Genomic DNA, 26,789 nt, shown 5'->3' with positions numbered 1-26,789 from the left:
GCGCGGCGTTCAGAAGAAGAGATGCAGACCGTGCCCGCCGGCCGCCATGAAGAACAGCAGCGGAATCGACAGGATCGTATTGGTGCGAGACGACAGAAAGGTGATGCGCGAACAGCGCACCCGCTCTTCCATGGGCGCCGGCACGAACCCCAGCACCTTCTTCTGATGAGGCCACAGCACCAGCCACAAATTGAGCAGCATCAGCGTACCGATCCAGGCGCCCATGCCGATGACGGCATAAGGCCCTTCGAGGCGCAGCGCATCGACCAGCCAGCCCCGCTGCCACAGCATGCCCATGCCGGTCGTCCAAACCACGATGGAGGCATAGCGGAAGGTACCGTGCTCGCGCTGCAGCCTGGCCTCCAGCGCCGCACTGCGCTCCGTCTCGCTGGCCTCGCCGTTGAGCGGCATGAAGGTGGGATGTTTGACGACGTTGGCGTAATTGTGCCCAATCCAGACCAGCGCAAAGAGAATGTGCGCCCAGCGAAACGCGAAGTCGAGCAGTGCCATGGGCGCCCTCTCCTACACCAGTGACCGGACGAGAAGGTAGAGCACCGCGGTCAGCAACAGTCCGGCGGCCAGGGTACCGCCGAGCGTGTCGTGTGGCAGTCTCATGTCGCTTCCCTCCCCAGTTCATGACCGCCCTGACGCGCGATCAAGCTGGCGGCATGGCGCTCGGCCGTCGCCGCCTGGCGGATGGCCTGTTGAATCACATGGTGGTGCGGAGACTTGCTGCAGGCGGGGTCGGTATTGGCGGCATCGCCGGTCAGCAGCAGGGCCTGGCAGCGGCAGCCTCCGAAGTCCCGGTCTCGCTCGTCGCAGCTGCGGCACGGTTCCTTCATCCACTTGTTGCCCCGGAACTTGCGGAAAGCCGGAGACTCCCGCCACAGCCATTCGAGTTCATGCCGACGAACATTGGGGAACTCCAGGCCTTTGATAGTACGCGCCTGGGAACAGGGCAGCGCAGTGCCATCCGGCGCAATGGTCAGGTGTATCGATCCCCAGCCGTTCATGCACGCCTTGGGGCGACCTTCGTAATAGTCGGGAATGACGAAGAAGATGGTCATGCCGTCGCCCAGGCGTTGGCGGGCCGACTTCACGGCCTCTTCAGCCCGTTCCAGCTCCTCCCGAGTCGGCAGCAACGCGTCCCGGTTAAGCAGGGCCCAGTTGTAGTACTGCACGTTGGCCAGCTCCAGATACTCGACGCCAAGCTCGCTGGCCAACTCGATGATCTCAGGCACTTGCCCGATATTGTCTCGGGTAATCGGGACGTTGAGCACCATCGGAAAACCCTGGGCCTTGATCTCCCTGGCCATGGCCAACTTCCTGTCGAAGCACTCCACTCCCGCCAACCGGTTGGCCGTGGCGGGGTCGCTGGATTGGAAGCCCAGTTGAATATGCTTCAGCCCCGCCTCCTTCAGCGCGCCAAGCCGCTTCGCGGTGAGCCCGATTCCCGAGGTGATCAGATTGGTGTAATAGCCCAGCGCATTGGCTTCCGCGACCAGTTCCTCGAGATCCTTGCGCAGGGTGGGTTCGCCACCGGAAAAGCCTATCTGCATGGCCCCCAGTTGGCGCGCATCGTGGATGACGCGTTTCCACTCCTCGGTGCTCAGCTCGTCTTCTCGAAAGCGATCGAAATCCACCGGATTGCTGCAGAAGACGCACTTCAATGGGCACTGATAAGTCAGTTCCAGCAGTACCCAGATGGGCTTGCCATCGCCATCAAGACGCAACGTGGATCCAGCCTTTGGCATGGGACACCTCCAGGAATTGGATGACGCTCTTGGCGATGACGTCACGCTCGGCATCGTAGCGCTTGCCGAGTTCATCGATGATCTCGTTCACGCTGGCACTGCCGTCACAGAGCGACAGAATATCGCCCCCCGTTCGGTTCAGCTTTACGATCCCTTCGGGATAAAGCAGCACATGTGCGTTTTGCGACGCTTCCCAGCGGAACAGGAAGGTAGGATGTATCCGATAGCTGTCGCCAAGCGCCACTCCTGGACTCGTCATCATAGCGAACACCTTGTCGTTGTTATCGTGTAAAACCGGGAATGGCGTGCGGCCATCCCGGTTCCTTCAATCAACGGACATAGACATACGCCGTGACTTCGAATCCCAAGCGAAGATCACAGAACTCCGGATCGATCCATTGCATGATTACCTCCCATTTGATCTTGTGGTGTGGAGAGCGTAACGCATGGCGTTACACCACTGATGCTAGAGAGGCATGTGAAATACATGTATGAAACTTTGGAAGGAAAGCGCCTATCCATAGGTATCAGATTTTCGCTCTTCCTATGGACAAGCAGCCAGCTATCGTTTAGCGATTGACCGGCGTCAATTTTGGTCTTTCAGGTGCGAAAGCCGCTCCAATCTATCCCACGATATCCCGCAGCGGTTACCGCGAAGAGAGCATGTCGTTCAGCTCACGCTCGAGCCATTCGATGAGCCGAACGCGGTACCCTCGATTGTCCGTGGGGGAAAGCCACAGACACAGCCGGGCGGGCGTCTCGACGAAGCCCCACGGTGCGATCAGCCGCCCCTGACGCAGCTCGTCCTCGACCAACAGCCGGGGCGCTATCGCCACCCCCAATCCGGCCACTGCCGCCTCGATCAGATAATAGAGATGATCGAAGCCCTGGCCCTCGGCCAGCGCCCGGTCGAGACGCGCCGAATCGAGCCCATGTGCACGCGCCCAGTGCGGCCAGGCCTGAGGCCTGGAGGCGGTATGCAACAGCTTGGCGTCAAACAGTGTCGCCGGTCGCTCGGATTGAACCGAGCGGCCAGCTGCGGGTTCACCACCGCGCCGATGTGTTCCGCTGCCAACTCGATCACCTCCAGGTCGGCCGGCCATGGCGATTCCGCAAACGTCAGCGTTGCGCTGACCTCGTCCCTTCCCGGGGTCGCTTCGCTCTCGCTGGCGACGACATGCAGCTTGAGTTCCGGCAACGCACGATGAAGGTGGTCGAGCCGTGGAATGAGCCAGCGTGCCAACAGGCTGCCCGGACAGGCCAGGATGAACGGCGCCGCCTCGACGTCACGCTTCAACTGCGCGCAGCTGTCTCGCAGGCGCAGGAATGCCTCGCCAACGCCGTGCTGCAGCCGCTCCCCGTGACTCGTGAGCTGCAGGCCGCGGCCCGCCTTGGTGAACAGCGCCACGCCGAAATGCTCTTCCAGGCTTCGCAGCTGACGGCTGACCGCGCCGTGAGTCACGCTGAGTTCATTCGCCGCGGCCGTGACGCTACCCAACCGCGCGGTGGCCTCGAAAGCGCGCAGTGCGCTGAGAGAAGGCATGGAATTGAGCATCAACCTGTGACCCTGGCTCACATATAGCCGCCATCTTATCGATTTTTTGCCCCGCCTGTCTGCGCTAGCTTCATCGAAAGCTCCCTGACCTTCGAGGTACTCCATGACCGACCTTTCGATGCAGCCCGATGCCCATGGCATGTTCGGCCGCTTCGGCGGACGCTTCGTCCCGAGACGTTGATGCCGCTGATTAGCGAGCTTCAGAGCGAATACGATGCGGCCCGGCAGGACAGCGAATTCCAGCGCCTGCTCGCCTACTTCCAGCGCGATTACGTTGGCCGGCCCAGTCCGCTCTACTTTGCCGAGCGTCTTACCGAGCACTTTGGCGGCGCCAGGATCTATCTCAAGCGCGAGGAGCTCAACCACACTGGAGCTCACAAGATCAACAATTGCATCGGCCAGATCCTGCTCGCCAAGCGCATGGGCAAGACCCGCATCATCGCCGAAACGGGCGCCGGCATGCATGGCGTCGCCACCGCCACCGTCGCGGCACGCTTCGGCATGCCCTGTGTCGTCTACATGGGCTCGGCCGATATCGAACGCCAGCAGCCCAACGTGTTTCGCATGAAATTGCTCGGCGCCGAAGTCATCCCGGTGACGACGGGTGCCGGCACGCTCAAGGATGCGATGAACGAGGCGCTGCGCGACTGGGTGACCAACGTCGAGGACACCTTCTACATCATCGGGACCGTGGCCGGACCGCACCCCTACCCCGCCATGGTGCGTGACTTCCAGGCGGTGATCGGACGCGAGACCCGCACGCAGATTCTCGAGAAGGAAGGACGTCTACCCGACTCTCTCGTCGCCTGCATCGGCGGCGGCTCGAATGCCATGGGGTTGTTCCATCCCTTCCTCGCGGATGAAACGGTCCAGATGATCGGCGTCGAGGCCGGCGGCAAGGGCGTCGACACCGGCCTGCACGCGGCGAGCCTCACCGGCGGCGAGCCCGGCGTACTGCACGGCAACCGCACCTACCTGCTGCAGGACGAGGATGGCCAGATCATCGATGCCCACTCGATATCGGCCGGGCTCGATTACCCCGGTATCGGTCCCGAACATGCCTGGCTGCATGAGCATGGGCGCGTCGAGTACGTCTCGATCACCGACGACGAGGCGCTGGCGGCGTTCCAGTGCTGTTGCCGTCAGGAAGGGATCATTCCCGCGCTCGAGTCGGCCCACGCCCTGGCCGAGGTCGCCAAGCGCGCGCCGACGCTACCCCGCGACCACCTCATGGTGGTCAACCTGAGCGGACGCGGCGACAAGGACATGATGAGCGTCGCCCAACACCTGGGTGAGAACTTCCAATGAACGCCGCCAAGGAGAGCCCCATGAACACCGCCACTCGCCTCGATGAATGCTTTGCCGCGCTCAAGGCGGAAAAAAGGCCGGCCCTGGTAACCTACGTCACTGCCGGCGACCCTGACTTCGAGACCTCGCTGGAAATCCTTCAGGGGCTGCCCGCGGCAGGCGCCGACGTGATCGAGATCGGCATGCCGTTCAGCGATCCCATGGCCGACGGCCCTGCGATTCAGAAGGCAGCGCTACGCGCCCTCGGGAGCGGACAAACCATGACCCGGACGCTCGAGTTGGTGCACGCCTTCCGCCAACAGGATTCACAAACGCCACTGGTGCTGATGGGCTATTACAACCCCATACACCGCTACGGCGTGGCGAGATTTCTGGCCGATGCGGCCCGTGCCGGTGTCGATGGCTTGATCGTGGTCGACCTACCGCCCGAGCATGACGACGAGCTGTGCCTGCCCGCCAGGGAGCACGGTATTGCCTTCATCCGCCTCGCCACCCCAACCACCGACGCCAAGCGGCTGCCCCGGGTGCTGAACAATGCCTCGGGCTTCCTCTATTGCGTCTCGGTAAATGGCATTACGGGTGGTAGCGCTCCGCCGCCACAGGATGTCGAGCGCATGGTGGGTCGGCTGCGCGAGCATAGCCACCTGCCGATAGCGGTCGGTTTCGGCATTCGCACTGCCGCACAGGCGCAAGCGATTGGCCGATTCAGCGATGCCGTGGTGGTCGGCTCGGCGCTGGTAGAGGCCATCGAAAGCGCTGAGACTCGACATGGTGCCGTCGAGGCGGTTCATGGACTGGTTCGCGAGCTGGCCGCAGGCGTCCGAGCTGCCAACACGTAATGCAGGCGTGGGAACCTAGACGCCCTGTCGCGGCTCCGCAGCGAGCTTGGCCGCCATGCCGGCCAACACGCCGCCCATGACGTAACGCTGCACGGCCAGCCAGGTGGGACGCTGCTGAAACCAGGTGGCGATACCCGCCGCCGAGAGGGCGATCGCCAGATTGACCGTGAAGCTCACGCCGATCTGGGTAAAGCCGAGCACCAGACTCTGCAGGAACACCGGGCCATGCTCGGGCGAGACGAACTGCGGGAAGATCGCCAGGTAGAAGACGGCGATCTTGGGGTTGAGCAGGTTGGTCAAAAAGCCCATCAGGAACAGCTTGCGAGGCCGGTCCGCTGGAAGCGCGCGCGCCTCGAAGGGCGAGCGCGCGCCGGGCCTCACGGCCTGCCAGGCCAGGAAGAGCAGGTATAACGCGCCGGCCCACTTGAGTATCTCGTAGGCCAAGGGAATGGCCAGGAACAGCGCGGTCAAGCCGACGGCCGCCGCCAGCATGTGCACCAGGAAGCCTGCCAGCACGCCAAAGAGAGAGATCACGCCCGCGGCTCGCCCTTGGCAGATCGAGCGCGAGATCAGGTAAATCATATTCGGCCCGGGGGTCAGCACTACGACCAGGGCGGCCAGGGCGAAAAGCAGCAGATCGGACAACGGCAGCATGGCTTTCTCCTCGTCATCTCTTGTCATCGGCGCATGTCAGGATGCGCCGCACCTCGGCAACCGACAAGAAAAAATCAATGATGGGCAGGCCCCCTCTTTGCAGCATCGCTCTGCTCGCTGGCCACCCCTGCAAAAGTACGTCGCAGCCACGCCGCAACCTGCTCCAGCTCGGCATGTCCGGCAAAACGCCGATGCCGGACCAGTTGATAGCGCAGGCCCGGTAACCTCGGCCCAAAGGGCACCTGTAGTACGCCTCTCTCGAGTTCCGCCTTCACCAGCGTGAGGCTCAGCAACGCCACTCCCTGGCCGGCAATGGCGGCCTGGATGGCATGGCTCTCGTCGGAGAAAGTCAGGCTCGCACCGAGATCGGCCTGGGCCACGTCCGCCGCCTGGCACCAGTGCTGCCACGATGGTAATCCCAGTGTCGGGCTGTACCAGTCGAAGACGATATGCCGCACCGCCTTCAGATCCCCATACCCCACCAACGCCAGCCCTGGGCTGGCCACCAGGGCAAAGGTATCCTCGGCCAGCACCTCGGCCTCGTGCTCCGGGTAGGGCCCCATGCCATAGCGAATCGCCAACGATGCGCTGCGTGAAAGATCCAGCGGCGCCTCGCTGGCGTGAATGCGCAGATCGGTATCGGGACACCGGACATGGAAATCGGCCAGGCGCGGCAACAGCCACTGGCTGGCAAAGGCCGGCGTGCAGGAGAGCGTGACGCTGCCGCTATCGCCCTGCTCCCGCAGCGCCTCCAGTGCTTCGCCGAAGGCGTCGAAGCCACGCTGCAGCACGGGAAGAAGCTGCATGGCGGCCGGCGTCGGCACCACCTGCCGTACGCGGCGCTCGAACAGTGCCACGCCCAGCAGTGCCTCCAGCTCGCGTACCTGGTGGCTGACGGCCGCCGGCGTGACGGCCAGCTCCTCGGCGGCCCGCTTGAAGCTGCGCTGGCGCGCCGCCGCTTCGAAGGCGCGCAGTTGGGATAGCGGCAGCGTGCGTCGGTTCACCGGCATCTCCTTATTGCCAAGGCCCAGTCTATGGACAAGTCCAACCTATGGAAAAGCTCAGCTATTCCATCACGCAAGAAATGGTCATTTGTCAGCCTTGCATCATGAACCGATCCTGTCTCCCACGCATCATCCAAGTTGAATTTTTCTTGTCAGGAGACGTTCATGATCACGCTACTCCACCTCGACGCCAGTGCCCGCCCCGGCCGTTCCGGTATCGATCCTCATGGCTCCCATTCCCGGCGCCTCAGCGCGCACTTCGTCGAGCAATGGAAAAAAGCCCGTCCCGGCGACCGCATCCTCTATCGCGACGTGGGCCAATATCCGCCACGCCCCGTGACCGGCGAGTGGATCCACGCCGCCTTCACCAAACCGGAAGCGCGCGAGCCCTGGATGCACGACGCCCTGGCCGAGAGCGATACCCTGGTCGATGAGCTGCTGGAGGCGGACCTGATCGTTGCCGGCGTGCCGATGTACAACTTCGGCGTCCCGGCCGGCTTCAAGGCCTATATCGACAATATCGTACGGGTCGGACGCACCTTCGGCTTCGACCGCTCGCGCCAGGGGCTACCCTACTGGCCGATGCTGACCGAGATGCACAAGCGCTTGGTGGTGCTGAGTTCCCGCGGCGACTACGGCTACGAACCGGGCGAGCGCATGGCCCACGCCAACCACGTCGAGCCGCACATTCGCACCGTATTCGGCTACCTGGGCATCGACGACGTGCACGGTCTCGCGGCGGAATACGACGAGTTCGGCGGCGAGCGCCTGCAGGCCTCGCTGGCCCAGGCCGAGCGGCGCATCGAGACGCTGGTGGAGGAGCTGGCGGCGAGTCTTGAGCCAAGCCTCACAGCTTTCTGACATTTGGGAGGTTCACGAATCGACACCACTCATGGATTCAGGCTGGCGAGACATCTCGTCAGCCTACCTCCTTCACCTACGCGATCAACACCCTTGTCCTATGGGGCGGGATGGCTATAATGCGCCGCCCACGCCGGTGCCCACCGCCATGTGAGGCAACGGATCGACTCTCAGTGCCAGGGACGGATAACGCATGACGGTACGACTGCATCTCTTTGGGGCCTCGGGGTCGGGCACGACGACCCTGGGCATGGCGCTGGCCAGGCGCCTGGATATCCCCTTTCTGGATACCGACACCTACTATTGGCAACCAACCGATCCCCCGTTTACCACCAAGCGTGATCCCGCCGAGCGAGTCGCCCTGATCGAGCGCGAGATAGCAGACCACGATTCCTGGGTGCTGGCCGGTTCCTTCTGTAACTGGGGCGATCCCTTGCTGCACCACTTCACCCTGGCGATTTTCCTCTCTCTCCCCCATGCGCAACGCATGCAGCGGCTGCTCGACCGTGAGCGAGCGCGCTATGGGGATCGCATCCGTCCCGGCGGAGACATGCATGACACTCACCGGGAGTTCATGGAGTGGGCCAGTCGCTACGATACCGGCAAGGCACCGCTACGCAGCTTCGACCTCCACGAACGTTGGCTACGCCGACTCGCCTGCCCGGTCATGCGGCTCGACTCCCGGCAACCGGTAGAGGCCCTCTGCGAGGCGGTGCAGGCGCGCCTGGCCCAACAAGGGTGACGGGAAGCCGCTCGGCGACGGACAAGGCTGTCGCCGAGCGCCTCGCTCACCAGCAATACCAACAAGGCCGGCCGCGGCAGAATCGCCGGGTCGAGCTGGTAGTGCAGTGCAAGGCACCAAGCTCGTTTCGTTAAATGTTGGCACCTCCATCAATGGTGAACTCCGCCCCGGTGATCGAACGACCCTCCGGGCCAGCCAACCAGGCCACCAGGCCGGCTACGTCGTCGGCCTCGTTATATCGAGGGATGGCCATCAAGCTACGCTGGGGGTCGGAGAGCTCGCCGTCGGCAGGGTTCATGTCAGTGTCGGTGGAGCCTGGGTGCACGATGTTGACGTTGATGCCGCGGGGCCCTAGGTCCCGCGCCATCCCCTTGGTCAGCCCCACCAGGCCCGCCTTGCTCATGGCATACAGGCTGATACCTGGCCAGGGCACCCGAACGGCAAGGTTACTGCCGATGGTGATGATGCGCCCACCCTCCGGCAAGTACCCCACTGCAGCCATGGACGCCACCACCGGCGCCCGCAAGTTGATCGCTATGGTGCGATCCAGTTCCTCCAGTGTGGCTTCTTCGATCGTCCCGGATGGGAAGATACCTGCGTTGTTGACCAGGATATCGAGCCCGCCCAACTCGGCTATCGTACGCTCGACGGCGGCCTCGAGCGCCGCGTCGTCACGATTGTCGGCGCGAATGGCCATGGCGCGACCACCCGCCGACACGATCTCGTCCACCACCGACTGCGCCTGGGCCTCGCCGTTGACGCAGGTCACTGAAACTCTCGCTCCTTCCGCTGCCAGACGCCGGGCAATGGCGGCGCCGATACCCCGGCTGCCACCGGTAACCATCGCTACCTTTCCGCTGAGTTGCTGCATGTCTCGCCTCCGTTCAATCAATTTATGTAGTGATCGATACATAACCAAGGTGGCTGGACATGAGAGCGCCTGTCAAGATATTTTGTAGTTATCGATACAAAAAAAGGAGCTAGGCATGTCCCAGCGTGGCAGACCACGCGGCTTCGACAGAGAAGAGGCCCTACGCCGTGCCATGGAAGTGTTCTGGGCCCAAGGCTACGACAACGCCTCGATTGCCGATCTGACCCGGGCCATGGGTATCAACGCTCCCAGCCTCTACGCCACCTTCGGCAGCAAGGAGGCACTGTTCCATGAAGCGGTAAAGCTCTATGTACGCACGGAAGGCAGCGGTATCTGGGAGCAAGTGGAGACGGCGCCGACGGCACATGCCGCCATCGCGCATGTGCTGCATGCCACGGCCGAGGCATTCACCCGCGGCGATACACCTCGCGGCTGCATGATCGTGCTTGCCGCCCCGCAGATGCAGGGCGCCAACACACAGGTCTGCGATGCCTTGAAGGCCCACCGTCAGGCGAATGGCTGCCTGTTGGAGCGGCGCCTGAAGCGTGCCGTCGAGGAAGGCGAGCTACCCGCCTCGACGGACTGTCGCGCCCTGGCCAGCTACTTCGTCACCGTGCAGCACGGCATGTCGATTCAGGCCCGTGACGGCGCTTCAAGAGAAACGCTGCTGGCCATTGCCGACTGCGCCATGGCGAGCTGGAGCGCACTGACTAGCTGACCGGCTAGCAGGGCTCGCCCTTCTCTCCTGAGGCCTCCCGGGCCTCTCCTCCTATCGCCCCGACATGTCGCAGGCTGACGATGGAGATCACGGCCAGCGCCAGGATAGCGATGCCGCCCACTGTTGCGGTCACGTTCAGCCCTGCGGTAAAGGCCTGCTGGGCTTCCAGCAGTACGCCGGCAGGCAGGCTATCGCCGGCCGAAACGGTGGCCCACAGGCTTTCTTCCGCGATGCCCGCCGCATCGGCGACTTCGCCATCGGCCATCGTCGCGCTGACCTGGGCGCGATAGACGAAGGTGGCCAGGCTACCGAGCAGGGCCACGCCTAGCGCCACTCCCAGTTCCTGCACCATCTCCGACATGGCCGAGGCCGAACCGGCCTTTTCCGCCGGTGCCGCGCCCACCACCAGATCGGTTCCCAGGGCGGCAATGGTGCCCAGGCCGAGATAGACCAGCGAGAACCCCGCAATCGCCATGCCCACCCCATTGGCATCCACCTCGACGGCGGCCAGCAGCCAGTAGCCCAGCGTGGAGAGTGCCAGGGCCGCACCCACCACGTAGCCGGGACGAATGCGGCGAGCCACCAGCGGCGCCACGATGCCCGCCAGCACCATCATCAGCGCCGGCGGCCCCATCCACAGCCCCGCCGCCAGCGGCGTGAGCCCTGCCACCAATTGCAGGTACTGAGTCACCAGCAGCATCACGCCGGACACGCCGACCAGCCCCACCAGCAATACGATCAGAGCGGCGCTGAAGGTGCGGCTGCCGAACAGCCGCATGTCGAGCAGCGGGTCGTCCAGATGCTGCTGGCGGCGCACGAACACGAGCGCCATCAGCACACCCAGCGCCAACGCCAGCACCGGAACGAATTCGAGCCCCACTTTGGCGAGTTCCTTGACGCCATAGACCGCCGGCAGTACGGCCGCCAGCGAGAGCAATACGCTGGTGAGATCCAGCCGCCCACTGCGCTTCACACGATACTCCGGCAGCAGGATTGGCGCCGCGATCAGCAATACGGCCACCACGGGCACCGCCACCAGGAAGGCCGAGCCCCACCAGAAGCGTTCCAGTAAGACACCACCCACTACCGGCCCCAGCGCCATGCCCAGAGCGAACATGGTGGCCCACACACCGATGGCCAGGGCGCGCTGACGCACGTCGCCGAACATGTTGCTGATCAGCGCCAGGGTCGATGGCATCAGTGTCGCGCCGGCCACACCAAGCACCGCGCGGGCAGCGATCAATACGGCGGCACTGGTGGCATAGGCCGCGATCACCGAGGTGATGCCAAAGGCCACGGCGCCGATCATCAGCAGCCGGCGGCGGCCGATGCGGTCGCCCAAGGTGCCCATGGTGATCAGAAAACCGGCGATCATGAAGCCGTAGGCATCCATGATCCACAGCGCCTGGGTACTGCTTGGCTGCAGGTCCGCCGCCAAGGCGGGCAAGGCCAGATAAAGAATGGTGACATCGAGACCGAGCAGCACGGTGGGCAACGCCAACACCGCCAGGCCCGCCCACTCCTTGAAACCCGCACGCTGCCGGGCGATACGTGAACCTTCATTGAGTGAAACCATGCCATGCCTCCTTTCCATAGGGTTGGCATGGTAGTCTTGGCGCATCTTGATAGTGTTACAATATAGCCAGTTATCCTATTACTGCAGGTAATTCCCTGGAGCACTGCCATGGCCGGGCGCAGCCTCGACAGAACCCGCAGCGAACTCACCGACTTCCTGATCCATCATCGCAGCAAGCTGACGCCAGCCGACGTCGGCCTGCCGTCCACCGGCCGCCGGCGCACCCCCGGGCTGCGGCGCGAAGAGGTGGCCACCCTCGCCGGGGTAGGACTGACCTGGTACACCTGGTTCGAGCAGGGGCGCGATATCAACGTCTCGGAGAGCTTCGTGCTGCGAGTCTCCAAGGCCCTCAAGCTCGACGACGCCGAATGCTGCCACCTGTTCCTGCTTGCCCATCGCCGCCCACCGCCGGTTGAGGCCTACCAGTGGCAGGAAATTCCGCCCCTGGTGCAGAGGCTGATGGACGACATGCCAAGGCCCGCCTACGTGATGAACCTGCGCTGGGACGTCATCGCCTGGAACGCCGCCGCCGATGTCCTGCTCGGCTTCAGTGACAGGGAGCCCGGCGAACGCAACATGATGCGCCTGCTGTTCGCCGACCCGGCGCTGCGCAGGCGCCTCCCCGACTGGCGCCAGGACGCCTCCCGCCTGCTGGCCCAGTTCCGCTGCGACTCGGCCGCCGCCCCCGAAGACCCCGCCATACAGGAACTGACAGAAGCACTCACCAAGCTGTCGCCGGATTTTCGCCGCTGGTGGGAGCAGCCCAATCATGAAGCCTATCGCTACGGCATCGGCACGCTTCTCGACGCCGACTCGAATCAGAGGGAGTATCAACACACCACACTGCTGGTGGACGAGCACCGGCACCTCAGGATGGTGGTTTATTTCCCCTCCGACTGACCGGGCACCGGGAAGTACTTCCTACCCCACCTTCCAGAGCCGAGCCGGCTCTTACACGTCGCTGGAGTGGCTCATCGCTGCCGCCACTTTCGTCTCTTTCGCCACCGGCTTGAAGCGCGGCTTGTAGAACATTACGCCATTGCCGATCAGGATCGTTATCAAACCTACCAAGGCATGCGGCGTCCACTGATAGCCTTCCACCAGAGTGGAGATACCCAGGGCCACCAGGGGAAACAGCAGGGTCGCGTAGGCCGCCGGACCGGGGCCGATCCGGCCCACCAAGGCGAAATAGACACCGAAGCCGATCACCGAGCCAAAGATGGCCAGATAGAGCAAGGCGCCCACATAGGTAGGCGAGGTGTCCATCACGAAGGGCGTACCGCTGACCACGACCAGCGCCAGCATGATCAGGGCGCCGTAGCCCATGGCGTAGGCGTTGGTGGAGAGCAGGTCCAGGCCTCGCCGCTGATGGCGCAAACTGAGCATATTGCCAAGGGAGAAACCATAGGTTCCCACCAGCGCGCAGCCCAAGCCGAACAGCACGCTGGCATCCAGCCCACCACGGTAGATATCCGGCCAGAATAGGCTGACCATCCCAGCCAGGCCCAAAGCGGTCGCCAGCAGCAGTCGCGGCGTGATGGTTTGGCGGAAGAAGAGCACGCCATTGACGGCGTTGAACAGTACCGCCATGGAGAACACCACCGCAATCAGACCACTGGTGATATAGGCGGAGGCGGTATAGAAGAAATAAAAGTTGAGGCAGAACACACACAGGCCCTGCAAAGCACAGAACAGATGATCGCGCACACCTAGCCGATGCAGCCGGCCACTGACCGATAGCCACAGCAGCAAGACGCCGGCAGCCAGGGCGAAGCGATAGAAGACCGAAAGCATCACTGCCACCTCGCCGACTTGCAGGGCAATGGCGATCCAGGTGGTGCCCCAGATCAGCACGGTGGTCGCATAAAGCAACAGGTTCATGATCGCACTCCTCGGTATTCGAGCGACCAAGTGTGCGTCTTTCAGCGGTCTCCGGCATTCAGCTTCTTGCGCCGGGCATTCGATTCTTGCGCTTTTTCGCGATCCTGCCGGTCTTCGCTTGGCCCGCTCCAGGCGGCCAGCTACTATCGAACCAAGCATCGAGCCAAGCGGTCAGCGGCCGAGGGAGAAAGGGGCCATGCAGTACCATGTCTTCGAGCGTCTGGGACAACACCATGCCCAATTGAAGCGCGCCGCCCAACTCGACGGCGGAATCGGCCTTTCCCAGTGGTACAACTGCAATGATCACATCGCACTCGACAAGCCGGCCCATCACACCCTGAGCCTCTACGTGGCCGATGGCTACGAGTCCTACCGCAAGACCTCCGCCGGTTGGCGCAACGGCGGCGCCCCCGATCGTTTCTGCCTGATGCCCGGCCAGCACGAATCCACTTGGGATATCCGTGGCCCGCTCGAGTTCGTCCACCTCTACTTCACCGACCAGCACCTGGCGGGGCTGGCGGAGCGGGTCTGGGACAAGGACGCCTCCGGCCTGCTGCTGGATGAAAAGACCTTCGCCGATGACCCGCTGATTGCGAGCCTGTATCGTCAGTGGCTGCTTGCTCTCGACTGGCAGGAACGGGCCGACCGCCTGGCTCTGGACAGCACCGTCACCCTGCTACTCGTGCACCTGCTCAGGTCCTACAGCCAGCGCCAACGAGCACTGCCGCGCCCCCGCGGCGGGCTCGCGCCCTACCGCCTGCGGCAGGTACTCGACTATATCGAGGCCCATCTGGACCGGCCGCTGCCCCTCGCCGAGCTGGCCGCCCAAGTCCAGCTCAGCGAGTACCACTTCGCCCGCATGTTCAAGCAGAGCCAGGGGCTATCCCCCACCAGTACGTGCTCCAACGCAGACTGGCACGGGCCGAGACACTGCTGCACGAGACGACGGTACCGCTGGCCGAGATTGCCCTGGCTTGCGGCTTCAGCTCCTCGAGCCACCTGGCCAGTCGCTTTCGCCAGGCCAAGGGAGTCGCTCCCTCACAATTGAGGGAGTCGACACCTGCCCTGCTACCGGAGCCCCCGGCAGACATGTAGCAGCCCGGAAATCGGCAACCTTCCTGTTCGGCTCAGCGGCGTGGCGGCGCTACACCCACGATGCAGGGATCGAACAACGACGCGGATGCCACTGGGTCATTCCGCCTCTCTGGGATAGATGACGAACGCCAACTTGTTGCCATCGCAGTCACGAACATAAGCCGCATAAAAGCCTTCGCCATATTGAGGCCGGTAGCCCGGAGCGCCTTCGTCACTGCCTCCGTTGCTGATGGCAATTTCATACAGCCTGTCGACCTGCCCCGGTTCGGCGAACTGGAAAGCCGTCATGGTGCCATTCCCTACCCCGGCTTCCTGACCATCGAAGGGATAGCCGACAATGAACCTGGGGAAGTCGAGGTCGGTCTCTTTGCCGTAGGAAACGCAGGAATCGTCTTTCCAACAGACATCCCAACCCATTTCAGCGAAAAGTGGATCGTAGAACTTCAGCGCTCTCTCCAGGTTCCTGGTTCCGACCATGGTGTAGGCAATCATTTTCAAGCTCCTTTCCGTCAATGACTTCGCTACTCCAATGCCGCCTGTTTCCTACGCCACTGCCCCAGGGCCCAGCCCAGGGCCGGCAGCACCAGCATTGCCGAGGCCCAGGCGCAGGCGGCAAAGCCGAAGTGAGTGAAGATCGGCCGATAGAGCAGCGCGCCGGCAAACACGCACAAATACGTGATGGCGCTATACAGCCCCATGATGGCACCCCGCTGCGCCGGGTCGATCTCGGCAAGCTGGCGCATTAGCAGGTTCAAGCCGAGATGATTGGCCACGCCCCAGGCAAGACAGAGCCCCAGCAGTACCGGCGGAAGTGCGGCAGCCGCCATCAAGCCCAGGTAGACGAGCATCAGGCCGGCAAAGGTCACACAAGCGGCAGCAGTGGCGCCGTAGCGGTCGACCAGCCGACCCAACGGCGCGGCGGCGCCAAAGCCCAGTCCATAGACGGCGATGGCCAGCCCCGCGAAGGATGCGGGGAGTTGCAGCACCTCACCCAGGTACGGGCCAAGATAGGTGTACAAGCCGTAGAACGCCGTCATGTAGGCCGCGACGTTCAGCAATACCGAGTGAATGCCTGGGATACGCAAGGCCTTGAGAGTGGAACTCGGCGCCTCACCGACCGTTCTCACACCCCAATCGTGGCAGCGAGAAACCCCCAGCGCCAACCCGACGGCAGCCAGTGCCAATAGAGAGAAGACGGCACGCCAGTGCAGCAGGTCGGCCAATAGCGCCGCCAGGCCAACCCCGACCACCAGACTCAGCGTCCATCCCGTCAGCACGAAGCTCAAGGTCTGACTCTCGCGCCCCTTTTCAGCCACCTGAGCGGTGAGGGTATAGATTGCCGGCAACGCCACGCCCGCCGCCAGGCCGGCCAGCGCCTGGGCAGCAACCAGCGTCCACAGTGCCGGCGAGAGCGCAGCGACGCCCAGGGAAGCCGACAGCCCGAGCAGCGCTCGCACCAAGGCACGCTCGGCACCGATGCGATCGCTCAGCGAAGCCAGCAGCAGCGCACTGCATGCCGTGGCCAGGCCATAGAGGGCCGCGGCCGTTACCACGTCGGCGGCGCTGCGCCCCGGAAAGGATGTCGCCACCGTGGCGGCAATGGGGCTCAGCGCCAGCGAGTTGGCACCGATCACGGCAATGGCAGCAGTCAGCAGAAGAACGCGACGAGGAATCACGGCTCGCTCCATATGAGGTTCGACATTAACATTGAAGAAAGGAACGCCATTCGGAGCAATCACGGAAATGCCGAATTCTGAAAAAACAGAAGTCATTCGGGGCAAGGCTCAAGAGGCACGCCCGCTGGATGCCTTCGACCGAAAGATATTAGGCGAGCTGGCCCAAGACGCCGGACTCAGCTATGCCGAACTCGGCAGCCGCGTCGGGCTTTCGGCACCGGCCGTGCACGAGCGGGTCAAGCGGCTGCGCGCCACGGGGCGCATCCGCGGCACCGTGGCGATGCTCGACGGCCCCGAAATGGGTAAGCCGTTCCTCGCCTTCGTGCATGTCGACTCCACGGGGTGGGGCAAGACCAAGGAACTGCTGGCGATCTCGGAGCTGCCTGAAGTCGAGGAGATCCATTCGGTCGCTGGCGACGCCTGCATGCTGCTCAAGGTACGTTGCGCCAGCAGTCGCTCGCTGGAGGGGTTGCTTGCCCGGCTCTATGCCCTGCCGTGCGTGAAAGCCACGCGCAGCTATGTAGTGCTTTCGACCTTTCTCGAGCGCACTCCGCAGGCGGGCATCACCGAAGCACTGGAAGAAACGATGAACCCTCTCGATACCGCTACAGAATAAAGCGCTTGGAAATGCGATCGACGGTGTCCGTCCAGGACGGGGTGAGTGTCGCGCCCATGGGCGGCGGCACCTGCCGCCGCTGCCTAATGCACCGACAGGGCCGCCTCGGTTCTTTCATTCGGGTTCCCTCTCCAGCATTGGGACATCAGCCCGCTTCGCCTCTCGCTCGAGCAGCGTGCGTTTTCTCTCCACGCCCCAGCGATACCCGGAAAGCGCCCCATCGCTGCGTACGACCCGATGGCAGGGAATGGCAAGCGCAACAGGGTTGGAGGCGCAGGCCCTGGCCACGGCACGCACCGACTTGGGAGAACCGATACGTTCCGCCAACTCTGCATAGCTGATCGTGGTGCCCACGGGAATCTCGGTCAGCGCCTGCCAGACCCGTTGCTGAAAGGCAGTGCCACGAATGTCCAGCGGCAGCGAAAGCCCGAGACCAGGCGCTTCGACGAAACCCACCACTTGGGCCACCCAGGCATCGAAATCCTTCCCTCCGGGAATGAGAGTGGCATTGGCGAAACGATCCTGGAACTCCTGAAGCAGCTGCTCCGGATCGCTGCCCAGGGAAATGGCGCATATGCCCTTCTCGCTGCTCGCCACCAGTATGGTGCCCAATGAACACTCCCCAAGGGCGAAGCGGATCTCCATGTCTTTCCCTCCTGAACGGTAACGCTTGGGCGTCATGCCGAGCATGCGATCGGTACCGGCATAGAAGCGTCCGCTGGAGTTGAAGCCCGCCTCGTACATCGCCTCGGTGACCGTTTCGCAACTGGCGAGTTCTTCGCGCACGCGCTCCGCCCGTCGGGCGATGGCGTAGGCCCTGGGCGTGAGTCCAGTAACCGACTTGAACACACGGTGAAAGTGGAAGCGGCTCAACCCCGCGGCCTGTGCCAGTTCGTCGAGAGAAGGCAGATCCTCGGCGGCTTCGATGAGCCGACACGCGCGGGCGACGCTCTCGGCATGGTGCTGAGCCAACGAGACATCCTGAGGGCGGCAGCGCTGGCAAGGCCGGTAGCCGGCTCGCTCCGCCGCCGTCGCATCGGCATGGAATTCGGCGTTTTCGCGGCGTGGCCGGCGCGACGGGCAGGTTGGGCGACAATAGATGCCGGTGGTACGCACCGCGTAGACGAAAGCGCCATCCGCCGCCGTGTCGCGGGCCAGCACCGCCGTCCATTTCGCCTCATCGGAATCGAAGGGAGCAAGTGAGTCGCTGGTTGTCTCGATCATGACGGACCTCCACGGTGGGCTCAGCGTTTTCCTTGAGTTCAGGATGAGCCCGGTAGCCGCCTGGCACACTCCGTCTCTTGCTTTCAAAAACAGGCCCGACGCTTCGCAGCATTTCGCAACATTCGCAGCATAGCATCGTTAGCGCACCAGGATTTTTGGCGGCAATAAGCGGAGTGAGGGCTTACCCAGGCATCGGCAAGGTAAGCATGGGATTGCGGCCGATCCCCTATCAAAGCCATGGAGAATACCGCTATGAAACGACTTGCCGGAAAGATCGCCATCGTCACCGGGGCCAGCTCGGGCATTGGCCATGCTGCAGCGCGTCTTTTTGCCAGTGAAGGCGCCCAAGTGGTGGTAAGCGCTCGCCGTCAGAACGAACTCGACGCCCTGGTCGAAGCCATCGTACGCGATGGAGGCAGTGCCGTTGCCGTTGCTGGAGACGTATGCGACAAGCATTTGGCCCAGCGCCTGGTCACTACCGCTCTTGAACGATTCGGAGGACTCGATATCGCCTTCAACAATGCCGGCATCGTCGGACCGATGGGACCGTTGCAGGATATGTCGCCGCATGACTGGCACGACATTATTCATACCAACCTGACTGCTGCCTTTGTGAGCGCCAAATATCAGGTTCCGGCCCTGCTGCAGCGTGGTGGTGGCAGCCTGCTGTTCACCTCGAGCTTCGTCGGTCATACCGTCGGCATGCCCGGCATGGCGGCTTACGGCGCCAGCAAGGCTGGCATCCTGGGTATGATGAAATGCCTGGCTGCGGAACTGGGACCCCACGGCATCCGCGTCAATGCGCTATTGCCCGGCGGCACCGATACGCCGGCCAGCATCACCAACGCCCCCGACGCCGGGCCGGAAGTCCTGGCCTTCGTCGAGAACCTGCACGCCCTCAAGCGTATGGCCACACCGGAAGAAATCGCTAGAGCGGCGCTCTATCTGGCTAGCGACGACGCCAGCTTCGTCACCGGCACGGCCATGCTGGCCGACGGTGGCGTTTCCATCAACCGCACCTGATTGCCATGAAGCGGTACCGCCAGCCTTGGCGGTACCGCTTCCGACGCAGCAGTTCCTCAAACACACTGCTACCCTATTCAGGCACAACCACCGCCCCGGTAAGCACTTACTCACTGGGTAGAGCTTAACCCTTCATGCCTGCCAGACTGGCCCGGCACGTTGGGAGGAGAGAGCATGGATTTTCTCGTCAACCTGGACGTAGACGACCTGGAGCGTGGTATCGACTTCTACGTTCACGCCTTTGGCCTTGAGGTCGGCCGCCGGTTCGGCGATGACGGCGTCGAGCTGGTCGGCGGCCCGGCCCCCATCTACCTGTTGGCCAAGGCCACCGGATCGCCGGCTTACGCCGCGGGGGAACCCGTGCCCGGCGCGCAGCGCCATTACACACGCCACTGGACGCCGGTGCATCTGGACGTGGTGGTGGAGGATATCGAGGCTGCAGTGGAGCGCGCCATCGCCGCCGGCGCTACCCAGGAGCAGCCCATCGTCACCGATCGCTGGGGCAAGCTGGCGTTGATGGCCGACCCCTTCGGTCACGGTTTCTGTTTCGTGCAGTTTCTGAATCGCGGCTACGATGAGATCGCGACCTGAAGCCTGCACGATGTAGTATCGGGCGTGCATGACAACGCCAACACGGAACAGCCATGATCGCCGTCATCTTCGAAGTCATCCCCAAGTCCGACCGCCGCGACCACTACCTCGATATCGCCGCCAGCCTGCGTCCGCTGCTCGATGAGATCGACGGATTCATTTCCATCGAACGCTTCGAGAGCCTCACCCAGCCGGGCAAGATCCTCTCACTCTCCTTCTGGCGCGATGAGCAGGCCGTCGCCCAGTGGCGCCAGCTCGAGCGCCACCGCGCAGCCCAGACACAGGGCCGCGAAGTGGTGTTCGACGACTATCGCCTGCGCGTGGCCACGGTGATGCGCGACTACGGCATGCACGAACGCGACCAGGCGCCCGCCGACAGTCGCGAGCGCCACGATACTCCGTGAGCGCCCGCGGTCTGGTCTACCCTATTGCCGAGACGCCGTTACCGGCTGACGGAATACCAGTGCCAATCCAAGCAGGATGAGTGCCATGCCCGCCAGGCTGAGCATGGGCAGCGCATTGCCCAGGAACAGGTAATCCATCAGGGCCGTGACCGCCGGCACCAGATAGAACAGGCTGGTGACGTTGACCAGATTGCCGGCCTGGATCAATCGATAGAGCAGCAACTGCGCTACCACCGAGATGACCAGTGCTAGCCACAGCAGTGGTATCAGGAATTCCCAGGTGGGCTCGAACGCCACCGGCTGGACCGCAGCAAAGGGCAGGCACAGCACCAGGCTGGCCAGGTACTGTAGCGGCAACACCTCGGCGGGCGCTTGTCGGATGCGCTTCTGCATGATGGCACCCACCGTCATGCAGCCCAGCGCCCCCAGAGCGAAGCCCACGCCCGCCAGGGAAAAGCGCACCAGCACCACACTCTGATAGACCACCAGTACCAACCCCATCAGCGCCACGCAGAGCCCCGCCATTCTTGCCGGGGCGAAGCGACGCTCCAGCAGCATCAGGGTGAGGATCGGCTGTATCCCCAGCACGGTGGCCAGCACACCGGGCGTAATGCCCTGCGCCATGGCCAGGAAATAACAGATCGAGTAGGCCCCGACCATCAACACGCCCGTGGCAACGACATAGGCACGCGACCCCGGCTGAGGCAGCCAGCGCCGTCGATATATGCCGATGAGCACGAGACACAGCAACGCCAGAGAAAAGCGCAGTAGCAGAAAGGCAAAGGCCGGGGCATGTTCCAGCCCCCACTTGGTGAAGATGGCGCCACTGCCCCACAGCAGCACGAAGAGCGCCGTGGACGCATGGGCGGCCCAGGCAACGGAAGGAATTATCATGATGAAATTCACCTATCTACGCTTTGCCTGAAAACTGTCTGCGCTCGGTCATACGGCGTTAAAACTCGGCTCAAAGTACTCATTTACACCGCGTAAACTCCGTCTTTTCACCGATTTTTGCCTTGTCTGACCATCGCTCGACGACTTTTCGGACAAAGCTTAGAGACGCACAGGCCTCAGCCGGCATCGGGCAAGCGATGCCGAACGACAAACCAAAAGCTGAGGCAGCTTGGCGGGCTGGAAATCAGCCCAGAGCGCGCGTGGGCGGCGGAGAAACGCCGGCCACGCCGAGCCCCGCTGGCGGCGAAACGCCAAACGGCGGAGCGACAGGTGAAACGGGGGAGGAGACGCCGCACGCACCACCGCCATGACCGGGACGGCCACTGGTGTGGAGAACGAAGTGCGTATCGGCAAGGTCATGTCAAAGCAGTCTCGTTGCGGTTGCCAGACCTGAAGAACATAGCACGAATCGCGTGAAGATCAATCTTGGCCCAGACGAGCCGAGCCCCGCCCCGGCAAGCCCTTACTTACCAGGACGCTTCGAATACAGCAGGTCAACGAGCTACCGAGGCACATGCTCGATGGCATCGTGATCGACCAGGTTCCATTCGCCGCTGTTGCGATACAGCCGCTTGCCCAGACGCGGGTAGTCGGAAACGTCCTGCGCCAGCCGCTGGCCTACCACCAGGCATACCAGCGGTTCGTCGCCATCGTTGTACATCTCATGGGCCACGCCGTTGGTGGGACAACCGATGAAGTCGCCGGGGCCGATCGGCTGCTTGCGCTCGCCGATGGTGGCCACACCGCGCCCCGAGAGAACGTAGATGGCTTCCTCCTCGTAGCGATGGCAGTGGAACTCGGTGGAAAAGTGGCCGGGTGGCACGCTGATCTGGTGAATCCCGAGCTGGGTCATCCCCACGGCGTCCCCCAGCGACTTGTTGATGCGCACGGCCTGGGCATTGAGGAAGTGCACCTTCCTTATGCCCTCAAGAGCTTCGATATCCTGCGCCGATAGGTACATGTCGTTCTCCTTCGAGTCGAGCGCCGCCGAGGCTTCGCCTGATCTTAGCGTGCCCGGCGGCGCTTGGCTTTCTCAGCTTGTGCTTGCCTAGGCAACCAGTCGCGACTCCAATTCACGCAGGCTCACGTGCCCCTTGAAGTGGCCCTGCCCCACCGGCTGCTCGCCGCGCTCGATGGCGCGGGCGAACTGCACTGCCGGGTCGTCGTCCAGCCGGCGCAGGTAGCCCGCCAAATTCTGATACGCACCTTCCAGCTCAAACAGACCGTAGTTGCGGTTGTGGTACGCCACCCAGCGGCCGACACCGGCGAGGTAGGCATCGGCAACGCTGCGCTCGCCCAGCAGCCATTGCCGATCGGCGAGCAGGCCATCGAGATAGGCGCACTGCTCGGCGATGTCGGTGCGGGCGACCGTCAGCAGCAGTTCCTGATGACTGGCGTCGACGCCTTTGTCGGCCAGCGGACCAATGCCAGCGGCACCGTCATACAGCACCCACAGCGGATTGAAGGCGGCGAAGAAATCCGAGACCAGATAGGACAGCATCTGGTGCAGCCGATCGGCTTCCGCGCTGCCGTGGCGAACGCCAAGCGGGTGCTCGGGGTTGCGCGATGCCGCATGCAGCAGAATGGCCAGGCTTTCGCTCAGCGTTTCATCGTCTTCGGTGAGCAGCGCCGGGGTTTTGAAGCGCGGATTGACCTTGGCAAAGCGTGCATCCCACGGCTGCTCCATCATTTCCATGCGGCACAGCCGATAGGGCTTGCCCAGCCACTCGAGCGCCACGATAGAGCCGAACGAACAACCTTGCGGTACGCCATAGAAAAGAACGGGTTCCATTGTCTTGCTCCTTGCTGAGTGAACAAAGCCAGCGCCCTCTGCGCCTGGCCTTGTCAGCAAGGTAATGGCTAAATAGGGCGAATCATGTCCTATTTAAAACAGGAACCTTCAGCGTGGCCAATCCCACCGTTCGCGTGCTGACACTGCTCGAACTGCTGCAGGCCCACCGCCACATGAGCGGCCGGGAGCTGGCCGAACGGCTGGGGGTCGACCGCCGTACGCTGCGGCGCTACATCCAGGCGCTGGAAGAGCTCGGTATTCCCGTCACCACCGAGCGGGGACGGCATGGTGGCTACCGCCTGATGCCGGGCTTCAAGCTGCCACCGCTGATGCTGACCAGCGAAGAGGCGCTGGCCGTCTCGTTGGGGCTGCTCGCCGCCCAAGGGCTGGGAATCGCCGAAACGGCCCCGGCGCTGGATACCGCGCGGGCCAAGCTAGAACGGGTCATGCCCGCCAGGCTGAAACAGCAAGCACAGGCACTGAGCGAGAGCGCCCGGCTGGAATTGCCTGCAGCCAGAGCGCCGGGCGACGAGCGCCTCCTGCTATTGTTCGCCACCGCCACCCAGGCACGTCAGCGGGTCCGGCTCGACTACCGGGACGACCGCAACCAAGCCACCCGGCGCGTGCTCAACCCCTACGGCTTGGTCTTCCGCGGCGGGCGCTGGTACGTCAGCGGCTGGTGTCATCTGCGTCGCGACCTGCGCAGCTTCCGTCTCGATCGCATCATTGAGGCCACACCGCTCGAGGCCAGCTTCGACAGGCCGGCCGACTTCGACCCGGCCGAGCATCTGGCCCGCAGCATTGCCAGCCTGCCTCGCGCCATTGCCGTCAGCGTGCGCTTGCATACCGACCTTACCCATGCCGTTGAAGAGCTGGGGCGCAATATCGGCGTGTTCACCCCCGACGGAAGCGGGGTGATGCTGCATGCCCGTACCGACAGCCTGAGCTGGTTCGCTCGCCAGCTCGCCCATCAGCCCTACGGCTTCGAAATCCTCGCCCCACCGGAGCTTTGCGACGCTCTTGCCCAGCAGGCCGCTCGCCTCCAGCGTCTGGCAGAAAGAAAACTGATCGGTGCGTGTCGAAATCATCTACGTTGAATCGACGAAGGGGGTATCACCAACCAATAACTCTTCTGGGAGACCCACCATGCAGCTTTCCACCTACCTGATCTTCAACGACAACTGTCGCGAAGCCTTCGAGTTCTACCAGCGCTGCTTCGACGCCAAGCTCGAGGCTATGGCTACCTACGCCGAAATGCCCGCCAGCGAAGGCATGGAGATACCCGAAGAAGCCAGCAATCTTGTCATGCATGCACGACTGCGTATTGGCGACCAGTTGCTGATGGCGTCGGACAACTCCCCCTGCAGCCCTGCGCCCTACGAAGGCATCAAGGGTGCGAGCATTGCGATCGGCGTCGACTCGATAGAAGAGGCCGAACGCCTATTCAATGCGCTGGCCGACAACGGCACCGTGCAGATGCCGCTAGAGGAAACCTTCTGGGCGCATCGCTTCGGCATGCTGGTGGATCGGTTCGGCGTTGCCTGGATGATCAACTACGAAAAGGAAGAGCAGGCCGCCGCCTAGCGCAGTACCATTTCCTCTCTCAGCCGCCCGGTGATCAAGGCCAATCATGCTACCGGCCTTTACCGTCGGGCAGCTTCCTTCCCGGTGCACCAGATGCGCGGTTACTCGGCGGCCCTTGATCTCCTCGCCAGCGCGCGCCTTTGACGGCAATAAACGGAGTGTGCCTCTCGATCCGAGCGGGAAAGTGGCCGAAACACGCCACACTCGCGAGGAGAAGCCCCTGAACCTGAGAAAAGTCATGCCACGGCTGAAGCTCGCGCCCTCTCCGATTCCGCCTCACCGTGCCAGTCAAGAAACGCTACCGGCCAGCTCGTCGCCAATGCGCTGGCGCACTGGTCTTGGGCTACGTCGCAGCAGCATGAATATGACAATGACCAGCCATGCCAATGGTGCGATGAAAGCCAGCAAAGCGGCCGTGGATTGCAGCCCTACGGCAGTGTGGTAGAGCAACCGCACACCTCCGTCAGACCGTGATTCGACAGCGATGAGCACGGCCCTCTGCAAGCGACTCAGGGTGCCGATGTTCGGTATGTCTATGGCGAGCTCATCCGCGATATCTCTCAAAGCAGGCCATTGGCCTGCACTGTTGCTCCGTGACCATGACCGGTACTCTGGCCGGGGGTAATCCGGTGTCATGTCCCGCAACGCGAGACTGCGTGCCTGAGCATCGGCGTAGACCGCAACTATCCCGGCCACGCGTCTTCCCAGCTGGACGCGGACGTCCGCGTCCAGCGTGCGCAGCAGCTCTTTCAGATCGATGTAATCGAGCGTTCTAAGCGACAGCGGCAAAGACGCAGTGGCCGTTGGCTCGTCTTCCGTGAGCGTTTCCCAGCTCTGCACGCCCAGTAACGAGGTGATCATTTGCTTGCTGGCGAGGCAGTCGTCGCTTTGCGGGCAGAGACGCTGGAGGTCGGTAATTGTCAGCTCATCCAAGCTGCTATGAAACAACCCCGACGACAGTCGCCCAGGGGACTTTTCTTCCCACAGCTTCTCCAATGCATACAGCCTGGGTAGATCCATGTAGGCAGAGTAATCAAGGGAAGCCATGGCTTGGCCCCAGTAATAATCCCGGCAGGAGGCCCTGTAGGATAACGCTGGCCTCGATGGCTCGGAGTTCGCAAACAGGCCGCAAGAGAGTTCGTTTCCGGTCGGCTTGAAGATGAGCCGGGTTCCGGCCGGTGGCACGTACTCACCAAGGTCTTCGGAGGTATGCAGTACCAGTGGTGGATAGCCCAGCACGGTGCCCTTGAGGTCAAAATAAATCGCAGGCCACAGGCGTTGCCCATCCCATAGCATCAGCGTGGCGCAAACACTCGCCAGTACCAGCGAGGCCCTCAGACGAGAGCGTTTACCTTGGAGCGTCAATAATCCCAGGCTCGCCCCATAGACCAGCGGTAACCCTAGGAGCAACCCGGGCAGGCCCGCGCTTAGCTCTGGAGCCCATATGAACAGCAGATAGTGGCTGCTGGCAAGAATAGCCAGTACGCCGCAGGCCAGAGCTGCTGCCATGGAGATTGCACCCCACGAGCAGTAACGTCCCAGCAACCAGCAAACATAGCCCGCAGCCAACAGGGCGAGCGATACCCACAGCACCGAATCGGGTGCAGCCAACAGCGCTAACATTGTCCTACCCACAGGCCACAACTGCTCAGTGCGCTGCCATGTGCATGCACGTGATGCCGGATCAGGCGGCCATCGGGTCCCAGCTCATAAGAGACACCGTGGCGCTGGCCGTTGTTGTCAAAACGCACTACGCCCAGTAGCTGTCCGGAGGGCGATGTGACCAGCCAGGTTCCCTGCTCTTGGCCCTTGTGAAACCAGCCCTGCCAGCGTGAGTCGGTGTCGTCCCTGAGTACCCAATAACCCTCTCTGGAGCCATCGAGGTACTGGCCGCATTCGATCAGATCGCCCGCTTCATTGCGCTCCTTGTGAACTTCTTCCTCGCTCAGTGCGCAGCCATCCGTATCCAATAGCGGAGGCCCCAGTTCTTCCAGCAGTGAGGGGGCGATGCCCGCCATTGTCCAGGTTGGGACTACAAACAGCAGTGCCAGTGCAATACGCCGCATG

The 26,789-nt window shown here is 63.0% G+C and carries 29 protein-coding genes and 3 pseudogenes; 14 read left to right on the top strand and 18 right to left on the bottom strand.

The features are described from left to right. Positions 1-9 precede the first annotated feature (9 nt). The 5 genes and pseudogenes from EKK97_RS04775 to EKK97_RS04755 form a co-directional block, all read right to left on the bottom strand. Positions 10-510 carry a urate hydroxylase PuuD gene (locus EKK97_RS04775; RefSeq protein ID WP_159549713.1) on the bottom strand — a complete coding sequence of 167 codons (501 nt, stop codon included), beginning with the start codon at positions 508-510 and terminating at the stop codon, positions 10-12. A gap of 101 nt (positions 511-611) precedes the next feature. Further along, on the bottom strand, positions 612-1,754 hold the full coding sequence (gene pqqE, locus EKK97_RS04770) for a pyrroloquinoline quinone biosynthesis protein PqqE (RefSeq protein ID WP_159549710.1): 1,143 nt from the start codon (positions 1,752-1,754) through the stop codon (positions 612-614). After that, a complete protein-coding gene (gene pqqD, locus EKK97_RS04765) occupies positions 1,723-1,998 on the bottom strand; it encodes a pyrroloquinoline quinone biosynthesis peptide chaperone PqqD (RefSeq protein ID WP_201297014.1) in 276 nt (91 codons plus the stop codon). Before pqqD ends, pqqE begins: the two co-directional genes overlap by 32 nt. An 85-nt stretch (positions 1,999-2,083) precedes the next feature. Beyond that, positions 2,084-2,158, bottom strand: coding sequence for a pyrroloquinoline quinone precursor peptide PqqA (gene pqqA / locus EKK97_RS26050; protein WP_074519857.1), 75 nt, complete (start codon positions 2,156-2,158; stop codon positions 2,084-2,086). 243 nt (positions 2,159-2,401) lie between these two features. After that, a pseudogene (locus EKK97_RS04755) lies at positions 2,402-3,309 on the bottom strand (LysR family transcriptional regulator). 103 nt (positions 3,310-3,412) lie between these two features. Between EKK97_RS04755 and trpB the strand changes: the two are divergent. Both trpB and trpA read left to right on the top strand, forming a co-directional pair. Continuing rightward, positions 3,413-4,617 (top strand): annotated as a pseudogene (gene trpB / locus EKK97_RS04750) (tryptophan synthase subunit beta). 20 nt (positions 4,618-4,637) lie between these two features. After that, positions 4,638-5,456: a tryptophan synthase subunit alpha gene (trpA, locus tag EKK97_RS04745; RefSeq protein WP_159549707.1), complete on the top strand. Its 819-nt coding sequence runs from the start codon at positions 4,638-4,640 to the stop codon at positions 5,454-5,456. 15 nt (positions 5,457-5,471) lie between these two features. Here the strand turns inward: trpA and EKK97_RS04740 are convergent, their stop codons facing one another. Further along, positions 5,472-6,110: a LysE family translocator gene (locus tag EKK97_RS04740; protein ID WP_159549704.1), complete on the bottom strand. Its 639-nt coding sequence runs from the start codon at positions 6,108-6,110 to the stop codon at positions 5,472-5,474. Positions 6,111-6,184: 74 nt separating this feature from the next. Next, complete coding sequence (locus EKK97_RS04735; RefSeq protein WP_159549701.1) at positions 6,185-7,114, bottom strand: LysR substrate-binding domain-containing protein; 930 nt, start codon at positions 7,112-7,114, stop codon at positions 6,185-6,187. A 165-nt stretch (positions 7,115-7,279) separates the two neighbouring features. On the opposite strand from EKK97_RS04735, the gene EKK97_RS04730 reads away from it, so the two are divergent. Together EKK97_RS04730 and EKK97_RS04725 are read left to right on the top strand one after the other, a co-directional pair. Then, the gene (locus EKK97_RS04730) at positions 7,280-7,975 is read left to right on the top strand and encodes an FMN-dependent NADH-azoreductase (protein ID WP_159549698.1); all 696 of its coding nucleotides are present in this window, start codon (positions 7,280-7,282) and stop codon (positions 7,973-7,975) included. A 193-nt stretch (positions 7,976-8,168) separates the two neighbouring features. After that, positions 8,169-8,717, top strand: a complete 549-nt coding sequence (locus EKK97_RS04725) for a P-loop NTPase family protein (protein ID WP_159549695.1) — start codon at positions 8,169-8,171, stop codon at positions 8,715-8,717. A gap of 130 nt (positions 8,718-8,847) precedes the next feature. On the opposite strand, the gene EKK97_RS04720 is transcribed toward EKK97_RS04725, so the two are convergent. After that, positions 8,848-9,588, bottom strand: coding sequence for an SDR family NAD(P)-dependent oxidoreductase (locus tag EKK97_RS04720; protein ID WP_159549692.1), 741 nt, complete (start codon positions 9,586-9,588; stop codon positions 8,848-8,850). Between the two features lie 115 nt (positions 9,589-9,703). Here EKK97_RS04720 and EKK97_RS04715 point away from each other — a divergent pair, with 115 nt between their 5' ends. Further along, complete coding sequence (locus EKK97_RS04715; protein ID WP_159549689.1) at positions 9,704-10,306, top strand: TetR/AcrR family transcriptional regulator; 603 nt, start codon at positions 9,704-9,706, stop codon at positions 10,304-10,306. 4 nt (positions 10,307-10,310) lie between these two features. Here the strand turns inward: EKK97_RS04715 and EKK97_RS04710 are convergent, their stop codons facing one another. Further along, positions 10,311-11,882, bottom strand: a complete 1,572-nt coding sequence (locus tag EKK97_RS04710; protein ID WP_159549686.1) for an MFS transporter — start codon at positions 11,880-11,882, stop codon at positions 10,311-10,313. Between the two features lie 108 nt (positions 11,883-11,990). On the opposite strand from EKK97_RS04710, the gene EKK97_RS04705 reads away from it, so the two are divergent. Then, entirely contained in the window at positions 11,991-12,782 is a 792-nt protein-coding gene (locus tag EKK97_RS04705) for a helix-turn-helix transcriptional regulator (protein ID WP_159549683.1), read from the top strand. 51 nt (positions 12,783-12,833) lie between these two features. Here the strand turns inward: EKK97_RS04705 and EKK97_RS04700 are convergent, their stop codons facing one another. Then, a complete protein-coding gene (locus EKK97_RS04700; RefSeq protein ID WP_159549680.1) occupies positions 12,834-13,763 on the bottom strand; it encodes a DMT family transporter in 930 nt (309 codons plus the stop codon). Between EKK97_RS04700 and EKK97_RS04695 the strand changes: the two are divergent. Further along, positions 13,762-14,604: pseudogene (locus tag EKK97_RS04695) on the top strand (hypothetical protein); the annotation flags it as partial. The gene EKK97_RS04700 and the pseudogene EKK97_RS04695 overlap by 2 nt on opposite strands. A 56-nt stretch (positions 14,605-14,660) precedes the next feature. Beyond that, positions 14,661-14,858, top strand: coding sequence for a helix-turn-helix domain-containing protein (locus EKK97_RS26045; RefSeq protein WP_422673261.1), 198 nt, complete (start codon positions 14,661-14,663; stop codon positions 14,856-14,858). Between the two features lie 96 nt (positions 14,859-14,954). Here the strand turns inward: EKK97_RS26045 and EKK97_RS04690 are convergent, their stop codons facing one another. Further along, on the bottom strand, positions 14,955-15,350 hold the full coding sequence (locus EKK97_RS04690; RefSeq protein WP_159549677.1) for a VOC family protein: 396 nt from the start codon (positions 15,348-15,350) through the stop codon (positions 14,955-14,957). 29 nt (positions 15,351-15,379) lie between these two features. Further along, positions 15,380-16,534, bottom strand: coding sequence for an MFS transporter (locus tag EKK97_RS04685; protein WP_234286608.1), 1,155 nt, complete (start codon positions 16,532-16,534; stop codon positions 15,380-15,382). A 67-nt stretch (positions 16,535-16,601) separates the two neighbouring features. On the opposite strand from EKK97_RS04685, the gene EKK97_RS04680 reads away from it, so the two are divergent. After that, positions 16,602-17,150, top strand: a complete 549-nt coding sequence (locus EKK97_RS04680; protein WP_159549671.1) for an Lrp/AsnC family transcriptional regulator — start codon at positions 16,602-16,604, stop codon at positions 17,148-17,150. Positions 17,151-17,264: 114 nt separating this feature from the next. Here EKK97_RS04680 and ada read toward each other — a convergent pair whose 3' ends face one another. Then, a complete protein-coding gene (gene ada / locus EKK97_RS04675; protein ID WP_159549669.1) occupies positions 17,265-18,374 on the bottom strand; it encodes a bifunctional DNA-binding transcriptional regulator/O6-methylguanine-DNA methyltransferase Ada in 1,110 nt (369 codons plus the stop codon). A gap of 252 nt (positions 18,375-18,626) precedes the next feature. On the opposite strand from ada, the gene EKK97_RS04670 reads away from it, so the two are divergent. The 3 genes from EKK97_RS04670 (at position 18,627) to EKK97_RS04660 (ending at position 20,392) form a co-directional block, all read left to right on the top strand. Next, the gene (locus EKK97_RS04670; RefSeq protein ID WP_159549667.1) at positions 18,627-19,397 is read left to right on the top strand and encodes an SDR family oxidoreductase; all 771 of its coding nucleotides are present in this window, start codon (positions 18,627-18,629) and stop codon (positions 19,395-19,397) included. Positions 19,398-19,571: 174 nt separating this feature from the next. Further along, a complete protein-coding gene (locus tag EKK97_RS04665; protein ID WP_159549665.1) occupies positions 19,572-19,988 on the top strand; it encodes a VOC family protein in 417 nt (138 codons plus the stop codon). A 53-nt stretch (positions 19,989-20,041) separates the two neighbouring features. Continuing rightward, entirely contained in the window at positions 20,042-20,392 is a 351-nt protein-coding gene (locus tag EKK97_RS04660) for an antibiotic biosynthesis monooxygenase family protein (protein ID WP_159549663.1), read from the top strand. 21 nt (positions 20,393-20,413) lie between these two features. Here EKK97_RS04660 and EKK97_RS04655 read toward each other — a convergent pair whose 3' ends face one another. From EKK97_RS04655 to EKK97_RS04645, 3 genes are all read right to left on the bottom strand, one after another. Further along, a complete protein-coding gene (locus EKK97_RS04655; RefSeq protein ID WP_159549661.1) occupies positions 20,414-21,286 on the bottom strand; it encodes a DMT family transporter in 873 nt (290 codons plus the stop codon). A 562-nt stretch (positions 21,287-21,848) separates the two neighbouring features. Next, positions 21,849-22,307, bottom strand: a complete 459-nt coding sequence (locus EKK97_RS04650; RefSeq protein ID WP_159549659.1) for a cupin domain-containing protein — start codon at positions 22,305-22,307, stop codon at positions 21,849-21,851. Between the two features lie 87 nt (positions 22,308-22,394). Then, positions 22,395-23,138: a glutathione S-transferase family protein gene (locus EKK97_RS04645; RefSeq protein WP_159549657.1), complete on the bottom strand. Its 744-nt coding sequence runs from the start codon at positions 23,136-23,138 to the stop codon at positions 22,395-22,397. A 113-nt stretch (positions 23,139-23,251) separates the two neighbouring features. On the opposite strand from EKK97_RS04645, the gene EKK97_RS04640 reads away from it, so the two are divergent. Both EKK97_RS04640 and EKK97_RS04635 read left to right on the top strand, forming a co-directional pair. After that, positions 23,252-24,235 carry a helix-turn-helix transcriptional regulator gene (locus EKK97_RS04640; protein WP_159549655.1) on the top strand — a complete coding sequence of 328 codons (984 nt, stop codon included), beginning with the start codon at positions 23,252-23,254 and terminating at the stop codon, positions 24,233-24,235. A 49-nt stretch (positions 24,236-24,284) separates the two neighbouring features. Next, complete coding sequence (locus EKK97_RS04635) at positions 24,285-24,722, top strand: VOC family protein (RefSeq protein WP_159549652.1); 438 nt, start codon at positions 24,285-24,287, stop codon at positions 24,720-24,722. Between the two features lie 288 nt (positions 24,723-25,010). Here EKK97_RS04635 and EKK97_RS04630 read toward each other — a convergent pair whose 3' ends face one another. Further along, the gene (locus EKK97_RS04630; RefSeq protein ID WP_159549649.1) at positions 25,011-26,345 is read right to left on the bottom strand and encodes a hypothetical protein; all 1,335 of its coding nucleotides are present in this window, start codon (positions 26,343-26,345) and stop codon (positions 25,011-25,013) included. Further along, positions 26,339-26,788: a toxin-antitoxin system YwqK family antitoxin gene (locus tag EKK97_RS04625; RefSeq protein WP_159549647.1), complete on the bottom strand. Its 450-nt coding sequence runs from the start codon at positions 26,786-26,788 to the stop codon at positions 26,339-26,341. Before EKK97_RS04625 ends, EKK97_RS04630 begins: the two co-directional genes overlap by 7 nt. Position 26,789 lies beyond the last annotated feature (1 nt).

Origin of the sequence: Billgrantia tianxiuensis (assembly GCF_009834345.1) — a bacterium.
In the GTDB taxonomy this organism is placed as follows: Bacteria; Pseudomonadota; Gammaproteobacteria; order Pseudomonadales; family Halomonadaceae; genus Halomonas; species Halomonas tianxiuensis.
This window is presented reverse-complemented; position numbering and strand designations above follow the sequence as displayed.

What these genes read in the sequence shown, in the direction of transcription:
- EKK97_RS04775 (WP_159549713.1), bottom strand. Translation starts at nt 510, where the DNA reads ATGGCACTGCTCGACTTCGCGTTTCGCTGGGCGCACATTCTCTTTGCG.
- pqqE (WP_159549710.1), bottom strand. Translation starts at nt 1,754, where the DNA reads ATGCCAAAGGCTGGATCCACGTTGCGTCTTGATGGCGATGGCAAGCCC.
- trpA (WP_159549707.1), top strand. Translation starts at nt 4,638, where the DNA reads ATGAACACCGCCACTCGCCTCGATGAATGCTTTGCCGCGCTCAAGGCG.
- EKK97_RS04740 (WP_159549704.1), bottom strand. Translation starts at nt 6,110, where the DNA reads ATGCTGCCGTTGTCCGATCTGCTGCTTTTCGCCCTGGCCGCCCTGGTC.
- EKK97_RS04730 (WP_159549698.1), top strand. Translation starts at nt 7,280, where the DNA reads ATGATCACGCTACTCCACCTCGACGCCAGTGCCCGCCCCGGCCGTTCC.
- EKK97_RS04725 (WP_159549695.1), top strand. Translation starts at nt 8,169, where the DNA reads ATGACGGTACGACTGCATCTCTTTGGGGCCTCGGGGTCGGGCACGACG.
- EKK97_RS04720 (WP_159549692.1), bottom strand. Translation starts at nt 9,588, where the DNA reads ATGCAGCAACTCAGCGGAAAGGTAGCGATGGTTACCGGTGGCAGCCGG.
- EKK97_RS04715 (WP_159549689.1), top strand. Translation starts at nt 9,704, where the DNA reads ATGTCCCAGCGTGGCAGACCACGCGGCTTCGACAGAGAAGAGGCCCTA.
- EKK97_RS04710 (WP_159549686.1), bottom strand. Translation starts at nt 11,882, where the DNA reads ATGGTTTCACTCAATGAAGGTTCACGTATCGCCCGGCAGCGTGCGGGT.
- EKK97_RS04705 (WP_159549683.1), top strand. Translation starts at nt 11,991, where the DNA reads ATGGCCGGGCGCAGCCTCGACAGAACCCGCAGCGAACTCACCGACTTC.
- EKK97_RS04700 (WP_159549680.1), bottom strand. Translation starts at nt 13,763, where the DNA reads ATGAACCTGTTGCTTTATGCGACCACCGTGCTGATCTGGGGCACCACC.
- EKK97_RS04690 (WP_159549677.1), bottom strand. Translation starts at nt 15,350, where the DNA reads ATGATTGCCTACACCATGGTCGGAACCAGGAACCTGGAGAGAGCGCTG.
- EKK97_RS04680 (WP_159549671.1), top strand. Translation starts at nt 16,602, where the DNA reads ATGCCGAATTCTGAAAAAACAGAAGTCATTCGGGGCAAGGCTCAAGAG.
- ada (WP_159549669.1), bottom strand. Translation starts at nt 18,374, where the DNA reads ATGATCGAGACAACCAGCGACTCACTTGCTCCCTTCGATTCCGATGAG.
- EKK97_RS04670 (WP_159549667.1), top strand. Translation starts at nt 18,627, where the DNA reads ATGAAACGACTTGCCGGAAAGATCGCCATCGTCACCGGGGCCAGCTCG.
- EKK97_RS04665 (WP_159549665.1), top strand. Translation starts at nt 19,572, where the DNA reads ATGGATTTTCTCGTCAACCTGGACGTAGACGACCTGGAGCGTGGTATC.
- EKK97_RS04660 (WP_159549663.1), top strand. Translation starts at nt 20,042, where the DNA reads ATGATCGCCGTCATCTTCGAAGTCATCCCCAAGTCCGACCGCCGCGAC.
- EKK97_RS04655 (WP_159549661.1), bottom strand. Translation starts at nt 21,286, where the DNA reads ATGATAATTCCTTCCGTTGCCTGGGCCGCCCATGCGTCCACGGCGCTC.
- EKK97_RS04650 (WP_159549659.1), bottom strand. Translation starts at nt 22,307, where the DNA reads ATGTACCTATCGGCGCAGGATATCGAAGCTCTTGAGGGCATAAGGAAG.
- EKK97_RS04645 (WP_159549657.1), bottom strand. Translation starts at nt 23,138, where the DNA reads ATGGAACCCGTTCTTTTCTATGGCGTACCGCAAGGTTGTTCGTTCGGC.
- EKK97_RS04635 (WP_159549652.1), top strand. Translation starts at nt 24,285, where the DNA reads ATGCAGCTTTCCACCTACCTGATCTTCAACGACAACTGTCGCGAAGCC.
- EKK97_RS04630 (WP_159549649.1), bottom strand. Translation starts at nt 26,345, where the DNA reads ATGTTAGCGCTGTTGGCTGCACCCGATTCGGTGCTGTGGGTATCGCTC.
- EKK97_RS04625 (WP_159549647.1), bottom strand. Translation starts at nt 26,788, where the DNA reads ATGCGGCGTATTGCACTGGCACTGCTGTTTGTAGTCCCAACCTGGACA.